The 19,843-nt window shown below is 64.6% G+C and carries 16 protein-coding genes and 1 pseudogene; 3 read left to right on the top strand and 14 right to left on the bottom strand.

The annotated features are described in order from the left end of the window. The first annotated feature begins 123 nt into the window (after positions 1 to 123). On the top strand, positions 124 to 774 hold the full coding sequence (locus SBP02_RS07960) for a type II secretion system protein N (RefSeq protein ID WP_318645849.1): 651 nt from the start codon (positions 124 to 126) through the stop codon (positions 772 to 774). A gap of 4 nt (positions 775 to 778) precedes the next feature. After that, positions 779 to 2,728 (top strand): type II secretion system secretin GspD, encoded by a 1,950-nt coding sequence (gene gspD, locus SBP02_RS07955; protein ID WP_318645848.1) that lies wholly within the window; start codon positions 779 to 781, stop codon positions 2,726 to 2,728. 102 nt (positions 2,729 to 2,830) lie between these two features. Here the strand turns inward: gspD and SBP02_RS07950 are convergent, their stop codons facing one another. From SBP02_RS07950 to leuC, 14 genes and pseudogenes are all read right to left on the bottom strand, one after another. After that, a complete protein-coding gene (locus SBP02_RS07950) occupies positions 2,831 to 4,042 on the bottom strand; it encodes an O-succinylhomoserine sulfhydrylase (RefSeq protein WP_318645847.1) in 1,212 nt (403 codons plus the stop codon). A 49-nt stretch (positions 4,043 to 4,091) separates the two neighbouring features. Continuing rightward, entirely contained in the window at positions 4,092 to 5,597 is a 1,506-nt protein-coding gene (purF, locus tag SBP02_RS07945) for an amidophosphoribosyltransferase (protein WP_318645846.1), read from the bottom strand. A gap of 45 nt (positions 5,598 to 5,642) precedes the next feature. Next, positions 5,643 to 6,197, bottom strand: coding sequence for a CvpA family protein (locus SBP02_RS07940; RefSeq protein ID WP_318645845.1), 555 nt, complete (start codon positions 6,195 to 6,197; stop codon positions 5,643 to 5,645). Between the two features lie 66 nt (positions 6,198 to 6,263). Then, positions 6,264 to 6,872 carry an SPOR domain-containing protein gene (locus SBP02_RS07935; RefSeq protein WP_318645844.1) on the bottom strand — a complete coding sequence of 203 codons (609 nt, stop codon included), beginning with the start codon at positions 6,870 to 6,872 and terminating at the stop codon, positions 6,264 to 6,266. Then, on the bottom strand, positions 6,856 to 8,163 hold the full coding sequence (folC, locus tag SBP02_RS07930; RefSeq protein ID WP_318645843.1) for a bifunctional tetrahydrofolate synthase/dihydrofolate synthase: 1,308 nt from the start codon (positions 8,161 to 8,163) through the stop codon (positions 6,856 to 6,858). The genes SBP02_RS07935 and folC overlap by 17 nt, the downstream gene beginning before the upstream one ends. Beyond that, positions 8,160 to 9,044, bottom strand: coding sequence for an acetyl-CoA carboxylase, carboxyltransferase subunit beta (gene accD, locus SBP02_RS07925; protein ID WP_318645842.1), 885 nt, complete (start codon positions 9,042 to 9,044; stop codon positions 8,160 to 8,162). The genes folC and accD overlap by 4 nt, the downstream gene beginning before the upstream one ends. A 248-nt stretch (positions 9,045 to 9,292) precedes the next feature. Next, positions 9,293 to 9,913, bottom strand: a complete 621-nt coding sequence (locus SBP02_RS07920) for a phosphoribosylanthranilate isomerase (RefSeq protein WP_318645841.1) — start codon at positions 9,911 to 9,913, stop codon at positions 9,293 to 9,295. A gap of 44 nt (positions 9,914 to 9,957) precedes the next feature. Beyond that, a complete protein-coding gene (truA, locus tag SBP02_RS07915; protein WP_318645840.1) occupies positions 9,958 to 10,824 on the bottom strand; it encodes a tRNA pseudouridine(38-40) synthase TruA in 867 nt (288 codons plus the stop codon). A gap of 3 nt (positions 10,825 to 10,827) precedes the next feature. Further along, on the bottom strand, positions 10,828 to 13,641 hold the full coding sequence (locus SBP02_RS07910) for a FimV/HubP family polar landmark protein (RefSeq protein ID WP_318646316.1): 2,814 nt from the start codon (positions 13,639 to 13,641) through the stop codon (positions 10,828 to 10,830). Positions 13,642 to 13,793: 152 nt separating this feature from the next. Next, positions 13,794 to 13,889, bottom strand: a pseudogene (locus SBP02_RS07905) (hypothetical protein); the annotation flags it as partial. Between the two features lie 446 nt (positions 13,890 to 14,335). After that, positions 14,336 to 15,448, bottom strand: coding sequence for an aspartate-semialdehyde dehydrogenase (gene asd, locus SBP02_RS07900; protein ID WP_318645839.1), 1,113 nt, complete (start codon positions 15,446 to 15,448; stop codon positions 14,336 to 14,338). A 55-nt stretch (positions 15,449 to 15,503) separates the two neighbouring features. Next, positions 15,504 to 16,586, bottom strand: a complete 1,083-nt coding sequence (gene leuB / locus SBP02_RS07895) for a 3-isopropylmalate dehydrogenase (RefSeq protein WP_318645838.1) — start codon at positions 16,584 to 16,586, stop codon at positions 15,504 to 15,506. 95 nt (positions 16,587 to 16,681) lie between these two features. Continuing rightward, positions 16,682 to 17,329 (bottom strand): 3-isopropylmalate dehydratase small subunit, encoded by a 648-nt coding sequence (gene leuD / locus SBP02_RS07890; RefSeq protein ID WP_318645837.1) that lies wholly within the window; start codon positions 17,327 to 17,329, stop codon positions 16,682 to 16,684. Between the two features lie 11 nt (positions 17,330 to 17,340). Next, the gene (leuC, locus tag SBP02_RS07885) at positions 17,341 to 18,768 is read right to left on the bottom strand and encodes a 3-isopropylmalate dehydratase large subunit (RefSeq protein WP_318645836.1); all 1,428 of its coding nucleotides are present in this window, start codon (positions 18,766 to 18,768) and stop codon (positions 17,341 to 17,343) included. A 134-nt stretch (positions 18,769 to 18,902) separates the two neighbouring features. On the opposite strand from leuC, the gene SBP02_RS07880 reads away from it, so the two are divergent. Next, positions 18,903 to 19,808 (top strand): LysR family transcriptional regulator, encoded by a 906-nt coding sequence (locus SBP02_RS07880; protein ID WP_318645835.1) that lies wholly within the window; start codon positions 18,903 to 18,905, stop codon positions 19,806 to 19,808. Positions 19,809 to 19,843: the final 35 nt, after the last annotated feature.

Genomic DNA, 19,843 nt, shown 5'->3' with positions numbered 1-19,843 from the left:
AAGCTATCTTTAGCACATCGCAGCAATGGGATACACCACCCTGACGGGGGACTGTCAAACACCTGCGAACTGTCTATCATCGGTGCGCGACACGCACCCCAGAACAAGAACATTCATGGAGTGATGCCCTTGCCCCTTACGGCTACTCGACGCTGGATCGATCGACACGCCACGACTCTGGCCGGCATTGCCATCGTCTTGGCCATGAGCATCAGCCTGGCCTGGCAAACCGCGGACTGGCTTCGACTGTTGCGCACACCGCCCGGCATCGACGCCTTCGACGCCCCCCGCAACGCCCCTACCCCCCTCACCCAAGGCCTGGAGCTGCTCTTTGGCAGCAGCACCCTGGACGGCGATGCGCCGCCACCCGCCACCAGCCTGCGCCTGACGCTGCTGGGAAGCTTCGTGCACAGCGACCCGCAGCGCTCCAGCGCCATCATTCGCCAGGAAGGCAGCGAAGCCCAGCGCTACGGCATAGACAGCGAAGTAGCCAACGGCGTGCGTCTGCATGCGGTCTATGCCGACCATGTGGAACTGCTGCGCAACGGTCGCCGGGAAAGCCTGGCCTTCCCCCATAGCCAATCCGGCGGCGATAACCTGAGCCCCGTGCAATATGACGCGGCGCCGGACAACCTCGATCAACTGGACGAGCTGGAGGCCGGCAACCTCGAACAGTTACGCGAGCGCATGGATGCACTGCGCGAGCAAATGGAAGCGGCAGGTACCTTGCCGCCGGACGCCGAACCTACCGATCAGACCACAGAAGGCCACTGAACCGATGTCCCCGATCCTCTCGCGCCTCACCTTCGCACTGTTAGCCGCCGGGCTGGCATTCGGCCCGCTGCCGCTCAGCGCTGCCAACAGCACGGTGCAACCCTCGGCCGGGCAGCAGGAAGAAAGTTGGACCATCAACCTGAAAGGCGCGGATATTCGCGAATTCATCGATCAGGTCGCACAGATCACCGGGCAAACCTTCGTCGTCGACCCGCGGGTGAAGGGCCAGGTCAGCGTCGTGTCGAGCACTCCATTGAATCTCAGCGAGGTCTACCAGCTGTTCCTCTCGGTGATGGCCACCCACGGCTTCAGCGTCATCACCCAGGGCGAGCAGGCACGCATCGTGCCTAACGCCGAAGCCAAGGCCGAAGCGGGACTCGGCCGTGTCGCCCCCGACCGCCTGGAGACCCGCCTGATCCAGGTACAACACGGCTCGGCCACCGAACTCATCCCCCTGCTGCGCCCGCTGGTACCGCAATACGGCCACCTGGCCGCGGTGACTTCGGCCAACGCCATCATCATCAGCGACCGCAGCGCCAATATCGCCCGCATCGAGGATCTGCTGCGCCAGCTCGACCAGAAAGGCGAACGCGACTACAGCGTGCTCAATCTGCAACACGCCTGGGTGATGGACGCCGCCGAAGTGCTCAACAGCGCCCTGGAGCGCGGCCAGGCCAAGGGCGCCTCCGGCACCCAGGTGATCGCCGACGCGCGCACCAACCGCCTGATCCTCCTCGGCCCACCGGCAGCACGCGCCAAACTGGTGGCCCTGGCCCAATCACTGGACACCCCCACCAGCCGTTCGGCCAATACCCGAGTCATACGCCTACGACACAACGACGCCAAGGCCCTGGCCGAGACCCTCGGCGACATCTCCGAAGGCCTGAAGAACCAGGAAGGCGGCGAAACCACCGGCAAGCCGCAGAACACCCTGATCCGCGCCGACGAGAGCCTCAACGCCCTGGTGCTGCTGGCCGAACCGGACCTGGTGGCGACGCTGGAGGATATCGTCCGCCAACTCGACGTGCCCCGCGCCCAGGTGATGGTGGAAGCCGCCATCGTCGAAATTTCCGGCGACATCAGCGATGCCCTGGGCGTGCAGTGGGCGCTGGATGGTCGCGGCGACAAGGGCGGCCTCGGCGGAGTCAACTTCGGCAACACCGGTCTGTCGATAGGCACCGTGCTGCAGGCCATTCAGGATCAGAAGAACAACGTCGACAATCCGATTCTCAACAACCTCCCCAATGGCGCGATCGTCGGCCTGGGCAGCGACCGCTTCGGCGTACTGGTCACCGCCCTGTCGGCCAATACCAAGAGCAACCTGCTGTCGACCCCCAGCCTGCTGACCCTGGACAACCAGGAGGCGGAGATCCTGGTCGGACAGAACGTGCCGTTCCAGACCGGCTCCTTCACCACCAGCGCCTCCGGTGCCGACAACCCCTTCACCACCATCGAGCGCAAGGACATCGGTGTCACCCTCAGGGTGACGCCGCATATCAACGAGGGGGCCAGCCTGCGTCTGGAGATCGAGCAGGAGATTTCCTCCATCGCGCCGACCACCCAAGGGGTCAATGCCGTCGACCTGATCACCAACAAGCGCTCGATCAAGAGCACCATCCTCGCCGAAGACGGCCAGGTCATCGTGCTCGGCGGCCTGATCCAGGACGACGTCACCCAAACCGACTCCAAGGTACCGCTGTTGGGCGACATTCCCTTCCTCGGCCGTCTGTTCCGCTCCAACAAGGACACCCACATCAAGCGCAATCTGATGGTGTTCCTGCGCCCCAGCGTGATCCGCGACGCCGCCGGCCTCGCGGCCCTCTCCGGGAAGAAGTACGGCGATATCCGCGTGCTCCGGGATATCCGCGACGACTACCAGCCCGGCGAACTCCCCCGCGACCCGGTCCAGCTGTTCGACCGCGCCACGGCGCCGGCGGTCGACCTGCGCGAATAGACTGGTGCCACGACGAAAAAGGCCTCGATATTCCATCGAGGCCTTTTTCGTTGGCCGGTAGGCACCGGCCACATACTCGGATAAAGACTGGACGTCGCCGACTCAGAGTGCGGCCAACCCTCGGGCCAGGTCGGCCTTGAGGTCGGCCAGGTCTTCCAGCCCCACCGCCACGCGGATCAGGTTGTCGCGGATGCCGGCATTGGCCCGCTCGGCCGGCGACAGCCGCCCATGGGAGGTAGTGGCCGGGTGGGCGATGGTGGTCTTGGTATCGCCCAGGTTGGTGGTGATGGAGATCACCCGCGTCGCGTCGATGAAGCGCCAGGCCGCCTCCTTGCCCCCCGCCACCTCGAAGCTGACCACGGCGCCGAAGGCGCTCTGCTGCCGCCGGGCCAGCTCATGCTGGGGATGACTGGGCAGGCCTGCATAGTAGACGCGCTCCACTCCTGCCTGCTGCTCGAGCCACTCGGCCAGTTGCAGGGTGCTGGCGCAGTGCGCCTGCATGCGTACACGCAAGGTTTCCAGGCCTTTGAGGAAGATCCAGGCGTTGAACGGACTGAGGGTCGGCCCGGCCGTGCGCAGGAAGCCGACGATTTCCTTCATCAGCTCCGCCTTGCCGGCCACCACGCCGCCCATGCCACGGCCCTGGCCGTCGATGTACTTGGTCGCCGAGTGCATCACCACGTCCGCCCCCAGCTTCAGCGGCTGCTGCAGCGCCGGGGTACAGAAGCAGTTGTCCACCGCCAGCAGCGCGCCTCGATCATGGGCGATCTGCGCCAACGCGGCGATATCGACCAGCTCGGCCAGAGGATTGGAGGGCGACTCGACGAACAGCAGCTTGGTAGTGGGGCGACAGGCCGCCTGCCACGCATCCAGGTCGGACAAGGCGACATAATCGACTTCGATGCCGAAACGCTTGAGGTACTTCTCGAACAGACTGATGGTCGAGCCGAACACGCTACGCGAGACCAGCACGTGATCGCCGCCACTGCACAGGCTCATGACGATGGCCAGGATCGCCGACATGCCGGAGGCCGTGGCGACCGCCTGTTCAGCGCCCTCCAGTGCGGCGATGCGCTCCTCGAAGGCTCGCACCGTGGGATTGGTGTAGCGGGAATAGACGTTGCCGGGCACCTCACCGGCAAAGCGCGCGGCCGCATCGGCCGCGGTGCGGAACACGTAGCTGGAGGTGGGGAACAGCGCCTCGCTGTGCTCGCCTTCCGGGGTCCGGCGCTGACCCGCGCGTACCGCCAGGGTATCGAAGCCGACTCCGTCCAGGTCGCTGTCCAGCCGTCCGGCATCCCAATCTTGCGTCATGCCCCTCACCTCGGTTCTGCCGCCGCAGCTTCGCCCGGCGTGCCGCTCTTTAGTTGTTGTACAGGTCGATGATCGCACTGACCGCCTGGGACTTGGCCTTGGTGGCATCGTTGCGCGCCTGCTCGATCTTGTCCAGGTAGGCCTCGTCGACATCCCCGGTGACGTACTGGCCATCGAATACCGCACAGTCGAAGTGCTCGATCTTGACCTTACCGCCACCGACCGCATCGATCAGATCGTTGAGGTCCTGGTACACCAGCCAATCGGCACCGATCAGCTCGGCGACCTGCTCGGTGCTGCGGTTGTGGGCGATCAGCTCGTGGGCGCTGGGCATGTCGATGCCGTAGACGTTGGGGTAGCGCACCGCCGGCGCCGCCGAACAGAAATAGACGTTCTTCGCCCCGGCCTCGCGGGCCATCTGAATGATCTGCTTGCAGGTGGTACCCCGCACGATGGAGTCATCCACCAGCATCACGTTCTTGCCGCGGAACTCCAGCTCGATGGCATTGAGCTTCTGCCGCACGGACTTCTTGCGCGCCGCCTGGCCGGGCATGATGAAGGTACGACCGATGTAACGGTTCTTGACGAAGCCCTCGCGGAACTTCACTCCCAGGTGATTGGCCAGCTCCAGCGCCGCGGTGCGGCTGGTATCGGGAATCGGAATGACCACGTCGATGTCGTGATCGGGCCGCTCGCGCTGAATCTTCTCGGCCAGCTTCTCGCCCATGCGCAGGCGCGCCTTGTACACCGAGACGCCGTCCATGATCGAATCCGGACGCGCCAGGTAGACATGCTCGAAGATGCACGGCGAGTAGCGCGGGTTCTCCGCACATTGGCGGGTGAACAGCTTGCCGTCCTCGGTGATGTACACCGCCTCACCGGGTGCCAAGTCACGGATCAGGGTGAAGCCGAGCACGTCCAGCGACACGCTTTCCGAGGCGATCATGTACTCCACGCCCTCGTCGGTGTGGCGCTGACCGAAGACGATCGGCCGAATGCCGTTAGGGTCGCGGAAGCCGACGATGCCGTAACCGGTGATCATCGCCACCACCGCGTAACCGCCGCGGCAGCGCTTGTGCACATCGCTGACCGCGGCGAACACGTCTTCCTCGGTCGGCTGCAGCTGGCCGCGCAGGGCCAGTTCGTGGGCGAACACGTTGAGCAGCACTTCCGAGTCGGAGTTGGTGTTGACGTGACGCAGGTCGGACTCGTAGATCTCCTTGGCCAGCTGCTCGACGTTGGTCAGGTTGCCGTTGTGCGCCAGGGTGATGCCATAAGGCGAGTTGACGTAGAACGGCTGCGCCTCGGCGGAGCTGGAGCTGCCGGCGGTCGGGTAGCGCACATGCCCGATGCCCATGTGGCCGACCAGACGCTGCATGTGGCGCTGCTGGAACACATCGCGCACCAGGCCGTTATCCTTGCGCAGGAACAGCCGTCCATCATGGCTGGTGACGATACCGGCAGCATCCTGGCCGCGGTGCTGCAGAACGGTAAGCCCATCATACAGCGCCTGATTGACGTTCGATTTACCGACGATACCGACAATGCCACACATGTGACGCAACCCCTACTTAGTGAAACACGCAGATTCTGAAGGCTCTTACGGCAGTTTAGGCTGCAAGAGACCCTCTTTGAACGGCAGCGGCGCCGATGCGTCGACGCCGCTAGCCAGCCACTCGCTGGACACCCCGAGGATGAGGTTCTTCGACCAGTCCGCAACCATTAGAAAGTGCGGCAACAGCGTCGACTGCTGCCACCAAGGATCCTGTTGCACCGGCGCCAGGCTGAGCAGGCCGACCAGCACCACGACCAACAGCCCGCCCCGGGCGGCACCGAACACCATGCCGAGAAAACGGTCGGTGCCGGACAGACCGGTGACCCGGATCAGCTCGCCGACCAGGTAATTGACCAACGCCCCCACCATCAAGGTGACGACAAAGAGGAAGGCGCAGGCGGCGATCACGCGCGCCGACGGGGTTTCGATGAATTCTGTGAGGTGTTGCGACAAGGCGCCGCCGAACATCCAGGCAACGACGCCGGCAACGATCCAGGTGAGCAACGACAGGGCTTCCTTGACGAAGCCACGGCTCAGACTGATCAGACTCGATACGGCGATGATGGCGATAATCGCCCAATCGACCCAGGTAAATGCCACGATTCAGCTACCGACGCAAAAGGCGCTGCATTTTAGCAGAGCCCATGCCTTCGGGTAAGCCGCGGATCAACTGCGCTCCGGCTGAAAGCGCACGACGAAGCCGTTGAGTTTGTGCTGACGCTTGAGCTGATCGCGCAGGCGGTCGGCCTCGGCGCGCTCGATCAACGGACCGACGAACACTCGGTTCATGCCGTCCACACTGCGGATATAGGCGTTGTAGCCCTGACTGCGCAGGGTCTTCTGCAGGTTCTCGGCCCCGCTGCGGCTGGACAGGCTGGCCAGTTGCACGGACCAACTGATCGGCAAGCTGTTGACATCCAGACGACTGGCGGGAGCCGGTGGTACAGCCGCGGGCTGCGCGGGGGCCGCCGCCACTGCTTCAGGCTCGACGACGGGGGCCGGGACAGGAACAGGCTGCACCGGGTCGACCGCATCCTGCGCATCCGGCTGCTCGGGCACCGGCTCTTCCGGCAGAACCTGGGGCTCCGGCACCGTGACCGGCTGCATCTCGATCTGCGGCATGGCTGGCGCCTCCGGCATGGCCGGCGCCTCGACCACCACCTGACGCAACTCGTCCTGACGCGACAGCAACATCGGCAGGAAGATCACCGCCAGCGCCAGCAGCACCAGGGCCCCCACCATCCGCTGCTTCAGCCCTTTATCCAGCAAAGCCATCCTGCACATCCCCCGTGGCATGCCGGGCCAACCAGTCCAGGGCCTCGGCCACGCAATAAAAAGATCCGAACAGCAGAATTTCATCCCCTGCCGACGCCCGCTCACACTGTGCCAGCAATGCCGATTGCACATCGGCATATGCGCTCACCCGCGCCGCGCAATTGTGCAGGTGCGCTTCCAACTCGGCGACCGGACGGCTGCGAGCGGTCGGCAGCGAAGTCACGGCCCAATGCGCAATCTCGCCCAACAGCGGCGCGACCACCCCAGCCAGATCCTTATCGGCCAGCAGCCCGAACACCGCCAGACGCTCGCCAGTCGCCGGCCTGGCCGCCAGCCGTTGCGCCAGGTACCCGGCGGCATGGGGATTATGCCCAACATCCAGCAGCAACGTGAGTGGCTTGCCCCGCCAATTCACAGCCCGGCGATCCAGGCGACCGGTAACCCGGGTCTGCGTCAAGGCAGCAGCGATCCGCTCAGCCTGCCAGGGCAGCCCAAGCAAGGCAAAGGCCTGCAGCGCCAAGGCGGCATTCTCCATCGGCAGATCGAGCAGCGGCAGCCGCTCCAAGCGCAGCTCTTTGCCCTGAGCGTCCACCCCGCCCCAGGACCAGCAGCGGGCATCGACACCAAGGTCGTAGTCGCGCCCGCGCAGATACAGCGGCGCAGCCAATAGCGCCGCCTGATCCAGCAAGGGCTGCGGCGGCTGCGGGTCGCCGCACAAGGCCGGCGTACCCGCGCGAAAGATTCCGGCTTTTTCGAAAGCGACCGACTCGCGGGTGTCTCCCAGCCACTCGGCATGATCCAGGCCGATACTGGTGACCAGGGCCAGGTCGGCATCGATCAGATTGACCGCATCCAGCCGCCCGCCCAGCCCCACTTCCAGCACCACGGCATCCAGTTGCGCACGCTGAAACAACCAGAAAGCCGCCAGCGTGCCCATCTCGAAATAGGTCAGGGAAATTTCGCCTCGCGCTGCCTCGACAGCGGTAAAGGCCTCACAGAGCGAGGCATCGCTGGCCTCGCTACCGGCGATCTGCACCCGCTCGTTGTAGCGCAGCAAGTGCGGCGAGCTGTACACCCCGACCCGCCGTCCCTGGTCTTGCAGCAGGGCGGCCAGGAAGGCGCAGGTCGAGCCCTTGCCATTGGTGCCGGTGACGGTGATCACCAGAGGCGCCGGCTTGCCCAGACCCAAGCGCTCAGCTACCGCCCTGGAGCGCTCCAGCCCCATATCGATAGCCGAGGGGTGCAGTCGCTCCAGATAAGCCAGCCAATCGGCCAGGGAGCGCTCGATCATGCAGTGACCGGCAGCGCAGCTGGGGACGGCAGACGCATCAGCTGTGCGAGCAGCTTGGCCAGACGCGGGCGCAACTCCGCACGCGGGATGATCATGTCGATCGCACCGTGTTCGAGGAGGAACTCGCTGCGCTGGAAGCCTTCGGGCAACTTTTCGCGCACCGTCTGCTCGATCACCCGCGGGCCGGCGAAGCCGATCAGGGCCCGCGGCTCGGCGACTATCACGTCGCCGAGCATCGCCAGACTGGCGGACACGCCACCATAGACCGGGTCGGTCAGCACCGAGATGAACGGAATACCCTCTTCGCGCAGACGCGCCAGCGCCGCCGAGGTCTTGGCCATCTGCATCAGAGAGATCAGCGCCTCCTGCATGCGCGCGCCACCGGAGGCGGAGAAACAGATCAACGGGCAACGCTGCTCCAGGGCTACGTTGGCCGCGCGCACGAAGCGCTCACCGACGATTGCGCCCATGGAGCCCCCCATGAAGGAAAACTCGAAGGCGCAGGTCACCACCGGCATTTTCTCCAGGGTACCGCGCATGGCGATCAACGCATCCTTCTCGCCGGTCTGCTTCTGCGCCGACACCAGGCGATCCTTGTACTTCTTGCTGTCGCGGAACTTCAGGCGATCGACCGGCTCCAGATCGGCCCCGATCTCCTCGCGCCCCTCGGCATCGAGGAAGATATCCAGACGGGCGCGCGCATCGATACGCATGTGGTGGTTGCACTTGGGGCAGACATCCAGGGTCTTCTCCAACTCGGGCTTGTAGAGCACCGCCTCGCAGGAGGGGCACTTGTGCCAGAGCCCCTCGGGCACCGAACTCTTCTTGACCTCGGAACGCATGATCGATGGGATCAGTTTGTCTACCAACCAGTTGCTCATGCTCTTCATTCTCCAAAGCAGTGGGCTCGAGCATGCCATGGCACAGGGCCTTGCGGCACACCCAAGCGAATTCACGGATGCGGTCTCGACAGGGGTCGGCACCAGTTCCAACCGGCCCCTATCGACCACTCGAAACACATCGGTACCCGCCGCCTAACCTCGACCGCCAAAGGCGCTCATTACAACACCTGCAACAGGGCTATGGACGGCCGCCCGCGCAGCGTCGTCACATCAGCGGTGCAATCGACTCAGGCTGCCCGGACGGCGCTCACGAACGCACGGATCTTCTCGGCATCCTTGATGCCCTTGCTTGCCTCCACCCCACCACTGACATCGACCCCATAGGGCCTGACCCGGGTAATGGCCGCCGCCACGTTCTCTGGCGTCAGGCCACCGGCCAGAACAACGGGCTTGGTCAAACCTCGGGGCACCAGGGACCAGTCGAACGTCTCGCCAGTACCGCCTGGAACACCCGCCACATAAGTATCCAGCAGTATTCCCGCGGCACTGGCATAGGGCTCGATGCGCGCCGCGACGTCGTCCCCCGGCCTGACCCGCAGCGCCTTCATATAAGGACGGCCAACGGCCTCGCAGGAGGCAGCCGTTTCATCACCATGGAACTGCAACAGGTCCAGCGGCACTGCGCGCAGGACAGCATTCAACTCATCGGCACTGGCATCGACGAACAGGCCCACCGTGGTCACGAAGGGCGGCAGCGCGGCGACGATCGCTCGCGCTTGAGGCACGCTGACCGCCCGCGGGCTCTTGGCATAGAACACCAGGCCGATCGCATCCGCACCGGCCTCGACGGCGATCAGAGCATCCTCTACGCGGGTAATTCCACAGATCTTGCTGCGAACGACTGGCAACTGGCGAAGCCTCCGGCAAAGCATCGATGGTAGCAAATGACTACCTAGGCGTCAGCCGCCACATCTGGCAGGCCGGAAAGGAAATGCGGCCCGAGATAACGCCTGGGGAGGTCGAACTCCTCTGGATAATCGACCTGCACCAGATACAACCCATAGGGATGAGCGGTGACGCCCCCCGTGCGGCGCACCCGCGTTTCGAGCACTTCTCGCGCCCACTCCACCGGCCGCTCCCCGGCACCTATGGCCATCAGCACGCCGGCAATGTTGCGGACCATATGGTGCAGGAAGGCGTTGGCACGAATATCCAGCACGATAAAGCGGCCATGCTCGAGTAGATGCAGATGATGCACCGTCTTCACCGGCGACTTGGCCTGACACTGGCGCGCGCGGAAGGCGCTAAAGTCATGGGTACCCACCAGCGCCTTGGCCGCCTCGCGCATGAGCCCGATATCCAGCGCTCGGTGATTCCAGGTGACCTCTTCGGCCATATGCGCCGGGCGGATCTGATCGTTGTAGATCACGTAGCGATAGCGCCGGGCCATGGCACAGAAACGCGCATCGAAATGCGCCGGCATGAGCTTGGCCCAGGTCACACTGATGTCGGCCGGCAGGTTCATGTTCGCGCCCATGACCCAGGAATGCATGGAGCGCTCGACAGTCGTATCGAAGTGCACCACCTGGGCGCTGGCATGCACCAGGGCATCGGTACGACCGGCACAGCTCAGGGTGACCGGCGCGCCGCCGGCCACCTTGGACAAGGCCTTCTCCAGAGACTCCTGAATAGACGGCACCCCTGCGCGCTGACGCTGGAAACCGCGGTAGCGGGAGCCCTTGTACTCGACACCGAGGGCGACCTTGAAAAAACCAACGGCAGCCGAATCGGCTGCCGTTGCGGGTAGTGCATCAGACATGTATCAAACCAATTTAGCGATCAACTCTCGCGCTTCTTGCTGCTGGCCTTCGTCGCCCTCGGCAACCACCTCATCGAGGATGTCGCGCGCACCTTCGGTGTCGCCCATATCGATATAGGCACGGGCCAGATCGAGCTTGGTCGCCGTCTCGTCGGTACCGGACAGGAAGTCGAAATCATCGTCCTCCAGATCCACGGAAGCAGGCCCACTCGCCTCGGCTGCCGCAGCTTGCTCCGGACCACCTGCAGACAACTGATCCAGTTCGGCGCTCACCTCATCGAGTCGAGCGGAGAAGTCATCCGACTGGACTTCCACCGTTTCATCGTCCAGCGACAGATCGAAGTCGGCCGGCAGGTCGAGTTCGCCGCCAGCGCTCGCTTCCGGCAGATCGAGCGCCAATTCAGAGATCTCATCCGCGACAGGCTTAGAAACCGGCTCGTCATCCAGACTGAGGAGGAACTCGTCTTCCTCTGCCGCCGGGGCCTCGCCGCCGTCGGCCTCGATGTCCAGGCTGAAGTCGGCCAACTCGCCACCCAGCGGCAGATTCTCGTCGGCAGCATCATCCAGGCTCAGATCGAAGCCTAGATCGTCGTCCAGGCTGGCGACCGGCGCGGTCGAAGACTCGACGTCCAATTCCAGACCTTCGGCCTCTGGGGCCGAACCCTGAGTAGAGGCGGCCTGCAAATCACTCTCGAGTTCGCTTTCGAGGTCATCCAGACTCAAATCGAATTCGTCATCCAGCTCAGCCGCAGGAGTCGGCCGAGCCGGCTCGTCCAACGTCAGATCGTCGAGACTGAAACCGTCCAGATCATCGTCGACGCCAGCAGCTGCGGTGGCCTCCATGGCGGCGCCGGCGAAGGCGACCATGGCCGGGTAACGCACCTTGAGCTGATCGACCTCTGCTCCGGCCCCGCCTATCTCGCGCAGCTCGTTTTCCTGACGGGCAAAACCCTCGCGATCGCCCAGCTCGGCATAGACCTCCATCAACTTGAGTCGCAGGTCCGCACGATGCGGTTCGTCGTTGATCGCGTTGGACAACAGCTCGGCAGCCTGATTGAAGCGGCCATAAGCGATATAGATATCCGCTTCACCCAAAGCATCCGAGGTCTGCGCCGTGACACGCTCCTCGGCAGGTGCAGCAGCGGCCTCTTCGCCCAAGGCATCGGGGAATACCTCGAACCCTTCGGACGCCTGCTGCATATCGTTATCGAAGATGTTCTCGTCACTCGCGGCCGCCAAGCCGGCCTGCAGCTCGGCTTCCTTCTGGGCATTGCGCCGCGACAACATCATCAAACCGACCAGCAGCACCAACAAGGCGCCACCACCGGCGGCGCCCAGCAACATGGGATTGGCCAGAAGGTCGTCCAGGGCGCTGGACTGCGGCGCCTGCACCGCGACCGGCTCAGCCGGTGCCGCTGGCGGCTCAGCGACAGCAGCAGGTACAACCGGCTCCCCGACCACAGCCACCGGCTCGGGCGCCGCCGTCACTGCAGGCTCGGACACCGGCTGCGCAGCCTCACCTTGCGCGGCCGAAGCGGGCTCCTCGCTGTAGTTGTAATCCGGCGCGGACTCCGACGGAGTGGCCGCCGCTTCCGGCTGAACGGCTGCCACCTGGGCCGGCTCGACCTTGGCCGGTTCTTCGGCCGCTGCGACCGGGGCAGTCGACGCGGCCTCTGGCGCCTGGACCTGTCCTGGCTTGGCGAGATCCGCCTGCAACTTGGCCAACTGGTCATCCTTCAGCTGGATCAGGCGCTGTAGCTTGTCGAGCTGCCCCTGCAGATCGCTCATGCGTCCTTTCAGCTCATCGTTCTCACGGCGAGTCGAGTCGAGACTTTCTTGGGTGACGGCCAACTTATCGGCCAGCGCCTTGCTGTCGGCCGCCCCCCTGTCGCTGCCGCTGCTGGCCTTGCCGCCATCGACAGAAACCAGCTTGAGGCTGTCCTGAGACTTGACCTGGGCGGGTGCCGCGCCAGCAGCGCTACGCTTGGTTGCATCAAGCTGACGAGCCGCAACACCACGCCCTTCGCGCCAGGCCGCATTCTGACTGGCGACCTGAGCAATGGCCTCGGCTTGGGAGCGACGCTTGAGCTGCTGCTCATCGGGCAGGCGCAGAACCTGGCCGCTCTTCATGCGATTGATGTTGCCGCCGATAAAGGCATCCGGGTTCAGGTCCTGAATCGCCAGCATGGCCTGATGCACGGTACCGCCAGGCACACGCCGAGCGATTTCCCAGAGCGTATCGTTAGACGTGGTCTTGTACTCGTTGCTCCCGCCTGCACTGCGTACAGCTGGCGCAGGGCTTGCCGCGGGCACGGCCGCTTGCACGCTCTGACGCGGCGCAGCGGCCGCCTGCGAAAGCGGGGCCGGCGCGGCTACGGGCAACTGCGGAGTAGCCGCGACTGCGGTTTGCGGCGAATAGAGCGGCGGATCGAGCAGCAGGGTGTACTCGCGCAGCAGGCGACCATTGGGCCACAACACCTCTACCAGAAAGTTCAGGTACGGTTCGCGCACCGGCTTGTTCGACGTCACCCGGATCACACTCTTGCCGTTAGGCTTGAGGATCGGAGTGAACTTGAGGTCGGTCAGGAAGTACTGACGATCGACGCCAGCCTTGGTGAATTCTTCGGGAGCCGCCAGGCTCGGCAGGACTTCATTGGACGCCAGATCGCGCACTTCCAACAATTCGATTTCAGCCACCAACGGCTGATTCAGCGCCGATTGCAGGGTCACTTCCCCCAGCCCCAGCGCGTGCGCCATACCGGAGGACAGTGCCGAAGCAGCTGCGATTGCCAGCACCAGTTTGCGAACCCGAACCATAGCGTTATCCCTTGTTTTATCTTTTTTCTCGGTTTCCGAGAGGGTCTTGTTATTGCTGCCTGCATCCGCCCAGGGCGACTCCCCATGCAGCAATCAACTCGGCCAGTATTGCCAAGCTCGAAAGATTCTTCAAATTTCAGGGTAAGTATCTTTTACAGGTAGTGTTTTATCAACAACTCACCCCGCGACACGACATTCAAGCTCGCGCCTTTTCTTACATTATCAGACGCAATCCACAAATCGAGCTCGGCGACCTAGCCCCGCCTGCCGATCCATCTGACACGGGCCACATCCAAACCAGCTGCGACATCCGGCGCAGCCGAGCCGCACGATTCGAGCCACTCAAGACTTGAGCCGGCCCTCTCACCCTTGCTCTGAAAGAGCGGGCCGTGACGACCATCTCCTCCACACCTGCCATTGCCATTCCTTACACCCTGGCGCACTGGCCGCTGCCGACACTCAAGTATCGACCTAACAGCGGCAGACTGAAGGCAGTTCGTCGGCTAATCGGCGAGCGCTCATGCCTGCGGCCGTCCCAAGCAACGGCCTAATGATGCCCCCCGCCCGACACCTTTTCGCACCCCTCAAAATGCGAGGGGCGGGCCCGTCTCACGATCACCTTCGATCGCAGACAGCGCCCGCCCCTATTCGGTATCGACAACGCTCAGCCGAACAGACTCAGCGCTCGCCCCCCTCAACGCTCCAGCAGGATTCGCAGCATGCGCCGCAGCGGTTCGGCGGCGCCCCACAGCAGCTGGTCGCCCACGGTGAAAGCCCCCAGGTAGTGCGAGCCCATGTTCAGCTTGCGCAGGCGACCGACCGGTACGCTCAGGGTGCCGGTGACGGCAGTCGGGCCCAGCTCGCGGATGCTGGCCTCGCGCTGGTTCGGCACCAGCTTGACCCAGGGGTTGTGCTGGCTGATCAGCCCCTCGATATCGGACAGCGGCACGTCCTTGTTCAGCTTGATGGTCAGGGCCTGGCTGTGGCAGCGCATCGCGCCGATGCGCACGCAGATCCCGTCCACCGGGATCGGGCTCTTGAAGCGACCGAGGATCTTGTTGGTCTCGGCCTGAGCCTTCCACTCTTCGCGGCTCTGGCCGTTGGGCAGCTCCTTGTCGATATAGGGGATCAGGCTACCGGCCAGCGGCACGCCGAAGTTGTCCACCGGGAAGGCTTCGCCGCGCATGGCCTCGGCCACCTTGCGGTCGATGTCGAGGATGGCGCTGGCCGGATTGGCCAGATCGTCGGCCACCGCGCCGTTGATCGCGCCCATCTGCTTGATCAGCTCGCGCATGTTCTGCGCGCCGGCGCCGCTGGCCGCCTGATAGGTCATGGCGCTCATCCACTCGACCACTCCGGCCTCGTAGAGACCGCCCAGGGCCATCAGCATCAGGCTGACGGTGCAGTTGCCGCCGATATAGTTCTTGGCACCGGCATCCAGCTGCTGATCGATCACCTTGCGGTTGACCGGGTCCAGCACGATGACCGCGTCGTCGGCCATGCGCAGCGAGGACGCCGCGTCGATCCAGTAGCCCTGCCAGCCCGCTTCGCGCAGCTTGGGGAAGACCTCATTGGTGTAGTCGCCGCCCTGGCAGGTGAGGATCACGTCCAGACCTTTCAGTTCGTCGATGCTGTAGGCGTCCTTCAGCGGGGCGATGTCCTTGCCAATGGCCGGGCCCTGGCCGCCGACATTGGAGGTGGTGAAGAACACCGGTTCGATCAAGTCGAAATCCCGCTCTTCCAGCATGCGCTGCATGAGCACGGAACCGACCATGCCACGCCAACCGATCAGACCTACACGTTTCATAACGACTACACCTATGTGAACAGACCGCCGGAACCACCCCGGCGGACCTGGAAGATTACAGACTACACAGCGCTTCGACTACCGCATCGCCCATGGCCGCGGTACCGACCTTGGTCATACCGGCGGAGTGGATATCGCCGGTGCGCAGGCCCTGATCGAGCACCTTGCTCACCGCCTGCTCGATGGCATCGGCCGCAGCGCCCTGATTGAAGCTGTAACGCAGCATCATCGACACCGAGAGGATGGTCGCCAGCGGGTTGGCGATGCCCTGCCCGGCGATATCCGGCGCACTGCCGTGGCACGGCTCGTACATGCCCTTGTTGTCGGCATCCAGCGAGGCCGAGGGCAGCATGCCGATGGAGCCGGTGAGCATGGAAGCCTCGTCCGACAGGATGTCGCCGAACATGTTGTCGGTGACCATCACATCGAACTGCTTGGGTGCGCGCACCAGCTGCATCGCCGCGTTGTCCACGTACATGTGGCTCAGCTCGACGTCCGGGTAGTCCTTGGCCACCTCCTCCACCACGGCGCGCCACAGCTGGCTGGAGGCCAGCACGTTGGCCTTGTCCACCGAACAGAGCTTCTTGTTGCGCACCCGGGCCATGTCGAAACCGACACGGGCGATGCGGCGGATCTCGCTCTCGCTGTACGGCAGGGTGTCGTAGGCCATGCGCTCGCCATTCTCCAGCACCTTGCTCTCGCGCGGCTGACCGAAGTAGATGCCGCCGGTCAGCTCACGGACGATGAGGATATCCAGGCCGGCGACCACTTCCGGCTTCAGCGAGGAGGCATCGGCCAGCTGCGGATAGAGGATGGCCGGGCGCAGGTTGGCGAACAGGCCCAATTGCGAGCGGATCTTCAGCAGGCCGCGCTCCGGGCGCAGGGCCGGGTCGATGGCGTCCCACTTGGGTCCGCCGACCGCGCCGAGCAGGATGGCATCGGCGGCGCGGGCCCGCGCGAGGGTCTCGTCGGCCAGCGGCACGCCGTACTTGTCATAGGCGGCGCCGCCCAGCTCGTCGAAACTCAGCTCGAAACCCAGGGCGTACTTGTCGTTGGCCAGCTGCAGCACCTTGACCGCCTCGGCCATGATCTCCGGGCCGATGCCGTCGCCGGGGAGAACCAGAATCTGCTTGCTCATTACATTCCTCTACTTCGGTAGGGTGGATATCGGCCACAGGCCCCATCCGCCAAAATCCGTGGTGGAAAACGCCGCGCGGCTTTCCACCCTACACATCACTTGATCGCGCCGAACAGCCAGGGGCTGCGCTGCTTGTAGCCGGCCTCGAAGGCCTCGATCGCCTCGGCATCCTGCAGGGTCAGGCCGATGTCGTCCAAGCCGTTGAGCAGGCAGTGCTTGCGGAAGGCGTCGACCTCGAAGCCGTACTGCTTGCCGTCCGGACGGGTCACGGTCTGCGCCGTCAGGTCGACGGTCAGCCGGTAGCCCTCCTCGGCCTCACACTGACGGAACAACTCGTCCACGTCGCGCTCGGCGAGGATGATCGGCAGCAGACCGTTCTTGAAGCTGTTGTTGTAGAAGATGTCGGCGAAGCTCGGGGCGATGATGGCGCGGAAACCATACTCCTCCAGCGCCCAGGGCGCGTGCTCGCGGGACGAGCCGCAGCCGAAGTTCTCCCGGGCCAACAGCACGCTGGCGCCCTGGTAGCGGGGGAAGTTCAACACGAACTCCGGGTTGACCGGCCGTTGCGAGCAGTCCTGGTTGGGCTGGCCGACATCCAGGTAGCGCCATTCGTCGAACAGGTTCGGGCCGAAGCCGGTGCGCTTGATCGACTTGAGAAACTGCTTGGGAATGATCTGGTCGGTGTCGACGTTGGCGCGATCCAGCGGCGCGACGAGACCGGCGTGTTGGGTAAAGGCTTTCATGGGCGGTCTCCTTAAGGCCGAATCAGTTCGCGAACGTCGATGAAGCGGCCGGTGACCGCGGCCGCCGCGGCCATGGCCGGGCTGACCAGGTGGGTACGCCCGCCAGCGCCCTGACGGCCCTCGAAGTTGCGGTTGGAGGTGGAGGCGCAATGCTCGCCGCTGCCCAGCTTGTCCGGGTTCATCGCCAGGCACATGGAGCAGCCCGGCTCACGCCACTCGAAACCGGCCTCGATGAAGATCTTGTCCAGGCCTTCGGCCTCCGCCTGGGCCTTGACCAGGCCCGAGCCCGGCACCACCAGCGCCTGCTTGACCGTGGCGGCGACCTTGCGGCCCTTGGCCACCTCGGCGGCGGCGCGCAGGTCCTCGATGCGCGAGTTGGTGCAGGAGCCGATGAACACGCGATCCAGCATGATGTCGGTGATGGGCTGATTGGCCGAGAGCCCCATGTACTTCAGCGCGCGGACGATGGAGTCGCGCTTGACCGGATCGGCCTCGGCCTCCGGGTCCGGCACCTTCTGGTCGACCGCCAGGACCATCTCCGGCGAGGTGCCCCAACTGACCTGGGGCTTGATGTCTTCGGCACGCAGCTCGACCAGGGTATCGAAACGGGCGTCGGCATCCGACACCAGCTCGCGCCACTGGGTCACGGCCTGGTCCCAGTCGGCGCCCTTCGGCGCGAAGGGGCGGCCCTCGACGTAGGCGATGGTCTTCTCGTCCACGGCCACCAGGCCGACCCGGGCGCCCGCCTCGATCGCCATGTTGCACAGGGTCATGCGCCCTTCCAGGGACAGGTCGCGGATGGCGCTGCCGGCGAACTCCAGGGCATGGCCGTTGCCGCCGGCGGTGCCGATCTTGCCGATCACGGCCAAGACGATGTCCTTGGCGGTGACGCCGAAGGGCAGCTGCCCCTCCACGCGCACCTGCATGTTCTTCATCTTCTTGGCCACCAGGCACTGGGTCGCCAGCACATGCTCGACCTCGGAGGTACCGATGCCGTGGGCCAGGGCGCCGAAGGCGCCGTGGGTGGAGGTGTGCGAGTCGCCGCAGACCACGGTCATGCCCGGCAGGGTGGCGCCCTGCTCCGGGCCGACCACGTGGACGATGCCCTGGCGCGAGTCGTTCATCTTGAATTCGAGGATGCCGAAGTCATCGCAGTTCTCGTCCAGGGTCTGCACCTGAATGCGCGACACCTCGTCGACGATGGCCTCCAGACCGCCCTGGCGCTCGGCCTGGGTGGTCGGCACGTTGTGGTCCGGGGTGGCGATGTTGGCGTCGATGCGCCACGGCTTGCGGCCGGCCAGACGCAGGCCCTCGAAGGCCTGCGGCGAGGTCACCTCGTGGAGGATATGGCGATCGATGTAGATCAGCGAAGAGCCATCGTCGCGGCGCTTCACCTCGTGCATATCCCAGAGCTTGTCGTAGAGCGTTTTGCCGGCCATCAGCGAGTCCCTCATCAGCGTGTTTCTATGCCTGGGCGAATAGCCCTGCGGCTTATGGGGACGATCCTAGGGGCTTGCTTTAAATTACTCAAATTCATATTTTTCATCCATTGGATAACCAACTGGAATTCAATATGGACCTGGCCACCCTCAACGCCTTTATCGCCATCGCCGAGACCGGCAGTTTCTCCGAAGCCGCCGAACGCCTGCACCTGACCCAGCCGGCGGTGAGCAAGCGCATCGCCAGCCTGGAGCAGCAGTTGAACGTGCGCCTGTTCGACCGCCTGGGCCGCGAGGTGAGCCTGACCGAGGCGGGCCGCGCCCTGCTGCCGCGGGCCTACCAGATTCTCAATGTGCTGGACGACACCCGTCGCGCCCTGACCAACCTCAACGGGGAGATCAGCGGCCGCCTGACCCTGGCCACCAGCCACCACATCGGCCTGCACCGTTTGCCGCCTCTGCTCAGGGCCTTTACCCGCGCGCACCCCAAGGTGGCGCTGGATATCCAGTTCCTCGACTCGGAGGTGGCCTACGAGGAAGTGCTGCATGGTCGCGCCGAACTGGCGGTGATCACCCTGGCACCCGAGACGCGCGAGCCGGTACGCGCCACGCCGGTATGGAACGACCCGCTGGACTTCGTCGCCGCCCCCGAGCATCCCCTGGCATGCCAGGGCGCGGTCGAACTGGCCGACGTCGCGCGCCACCCGGCGGTGTTTCCCGGCGGCAACACCTTCACCCACCACATCGTCCAGCGCCTGTTCGAGGCCCAGGGCCTGACCCCGAACATCGCCATGAGCACCAACTACCTGGAGACCATCAAGATGATGGTCTCCATCGGCCTGGCCTGGAGCGTACTGCCGCGCACCATGCTCGACGAGCAGGTCTCCCGCCTGCCCCTGCCGGGTATTCAACTGTCACGACAGCTGGGCTATATCCTGCATACCGAGCGCACCCTCTCGAACGCCGCGCGGGCCTTCATGGGACTGCTCGATACCCAGCGCGACGATCTTGCAGCGGCAGCCGCGCACCAGCTAACGTGACGCGCAGCTCGCCATACGGCGATCCGCGCATAATG

Source organism: Pseudomonas benzenivorans (genome assembly GCF_033547155.1).
Classification (GTDB): domain Bacteria; phylum Pseudomonadota; class Gammaproteobacteria; order Pseudomonadales; family Pseudomonadaceae; genus Aquipseudomonas; species Aquipseudomonas benzenivorans_B.
Note: the sequence above shows the minus strand (reverse complement) of the source record. Positions and strands in the feature narration are given on the sequence as shown.

Excerpts from the sequence above, each read along its gene's own strand:
- leuB (WP_318645838.1), bottom strand. The coding sequence starts at position 16,586 with ATGAGCAAGCAGATTCTGGTTCTCCCCGGCGACGGCATCGGCCCGGAG.
- SBP02_RS07950 (WP_318645847.1), bottom strand. The coding sequence starts at position 4,042 with ATGACGCAAGATTGGGATGCCGGACGGCTGGACAGCGACCTGGACGGA.
- SBP02_RS07935 (WP_318645844.1), bottom strand. The coding sequence starts at position 6,872 with ATGGCTTTGCTGGATAAAGGGCTGAAGCAGCGGATGGTGGGGGCCCTG.
- truA (WP_318645840.1), bottom strand. The coding sequence starts at position 10,824 with ATGTCTGATGCACTACCCGCAACGGCAGCCGATTCGGCTGCCGTTGGT.
- folC (WP_318645843.1), bottom strand. The coding sequence starts at position 8,163 with ATGATCGAGCGCTCCCTGGCCGATTGGCTGGCTTATCTGGAGCGACTG.
- SBP02_RS07910 (WP_318646316.1), bottom strand. The coding sequence starts at position 13,641 with ATGGTTCGGGTTCGCAAACTGGTGCTGGCAATCGCAGCTGCTTCGGCA.
- purF (WP_318645846.1), bottom strand. The coding sequence starts at position 5,597 with ATGTGTGGCATTGTCGGTATCGTCGGTAAATCGAACGTCAATCAGGCG.
- accD (WP_318645842.1), bottom strand. The coding sequence starts at position 9,044 with ATGAGCAACTGGTTGGTAGACAAACTGATCCCATCGATCATGCGTTCC.
- leuC (WP_318645836.1), bottom strand. The coding sequence starts at position 18,768 with ATGGCCGGCAAAACGCTCTACGACAAGCTCTGGGATATGCACGAGGTG.
- asd (WP_318645839.1), bottom strand. The coding sequence starts at position 15,448 with ATGAAACGTGTAGGTCTGATCGGTTGGCGTGGCATGGTCGGTTCCGTG.
- SBP02_RS07960 (WP_318645849.1), top strand. The coding sequence starts at position 124 with ATGCCCTTGCCCCTTACGGCTACTCGACGCTGGATCGATCGACACGCC.
- SBP02_RS07880 (WP_318645835.1), top strand. The coding sequence starts at position 18,903 with ATGGACCTGGCCACCCTCAACGCCTTTATCGCCATCGCCGAGACCGGC.
- leuD (WP_318645837.1), bottom strand. The coding sequence starts at position 17,329 with ATGAAAGCCTTTACCCAACACGCCGGTCTCGTCGCGCCGCTGGATCGC.
- gspD (WP_318645848.1), top strand. The coding sequence starts at position 779 with ATGTCCCCGATCCTCTCGCGCCTCACCTTCGCACTGTTAGCCGCCGGG.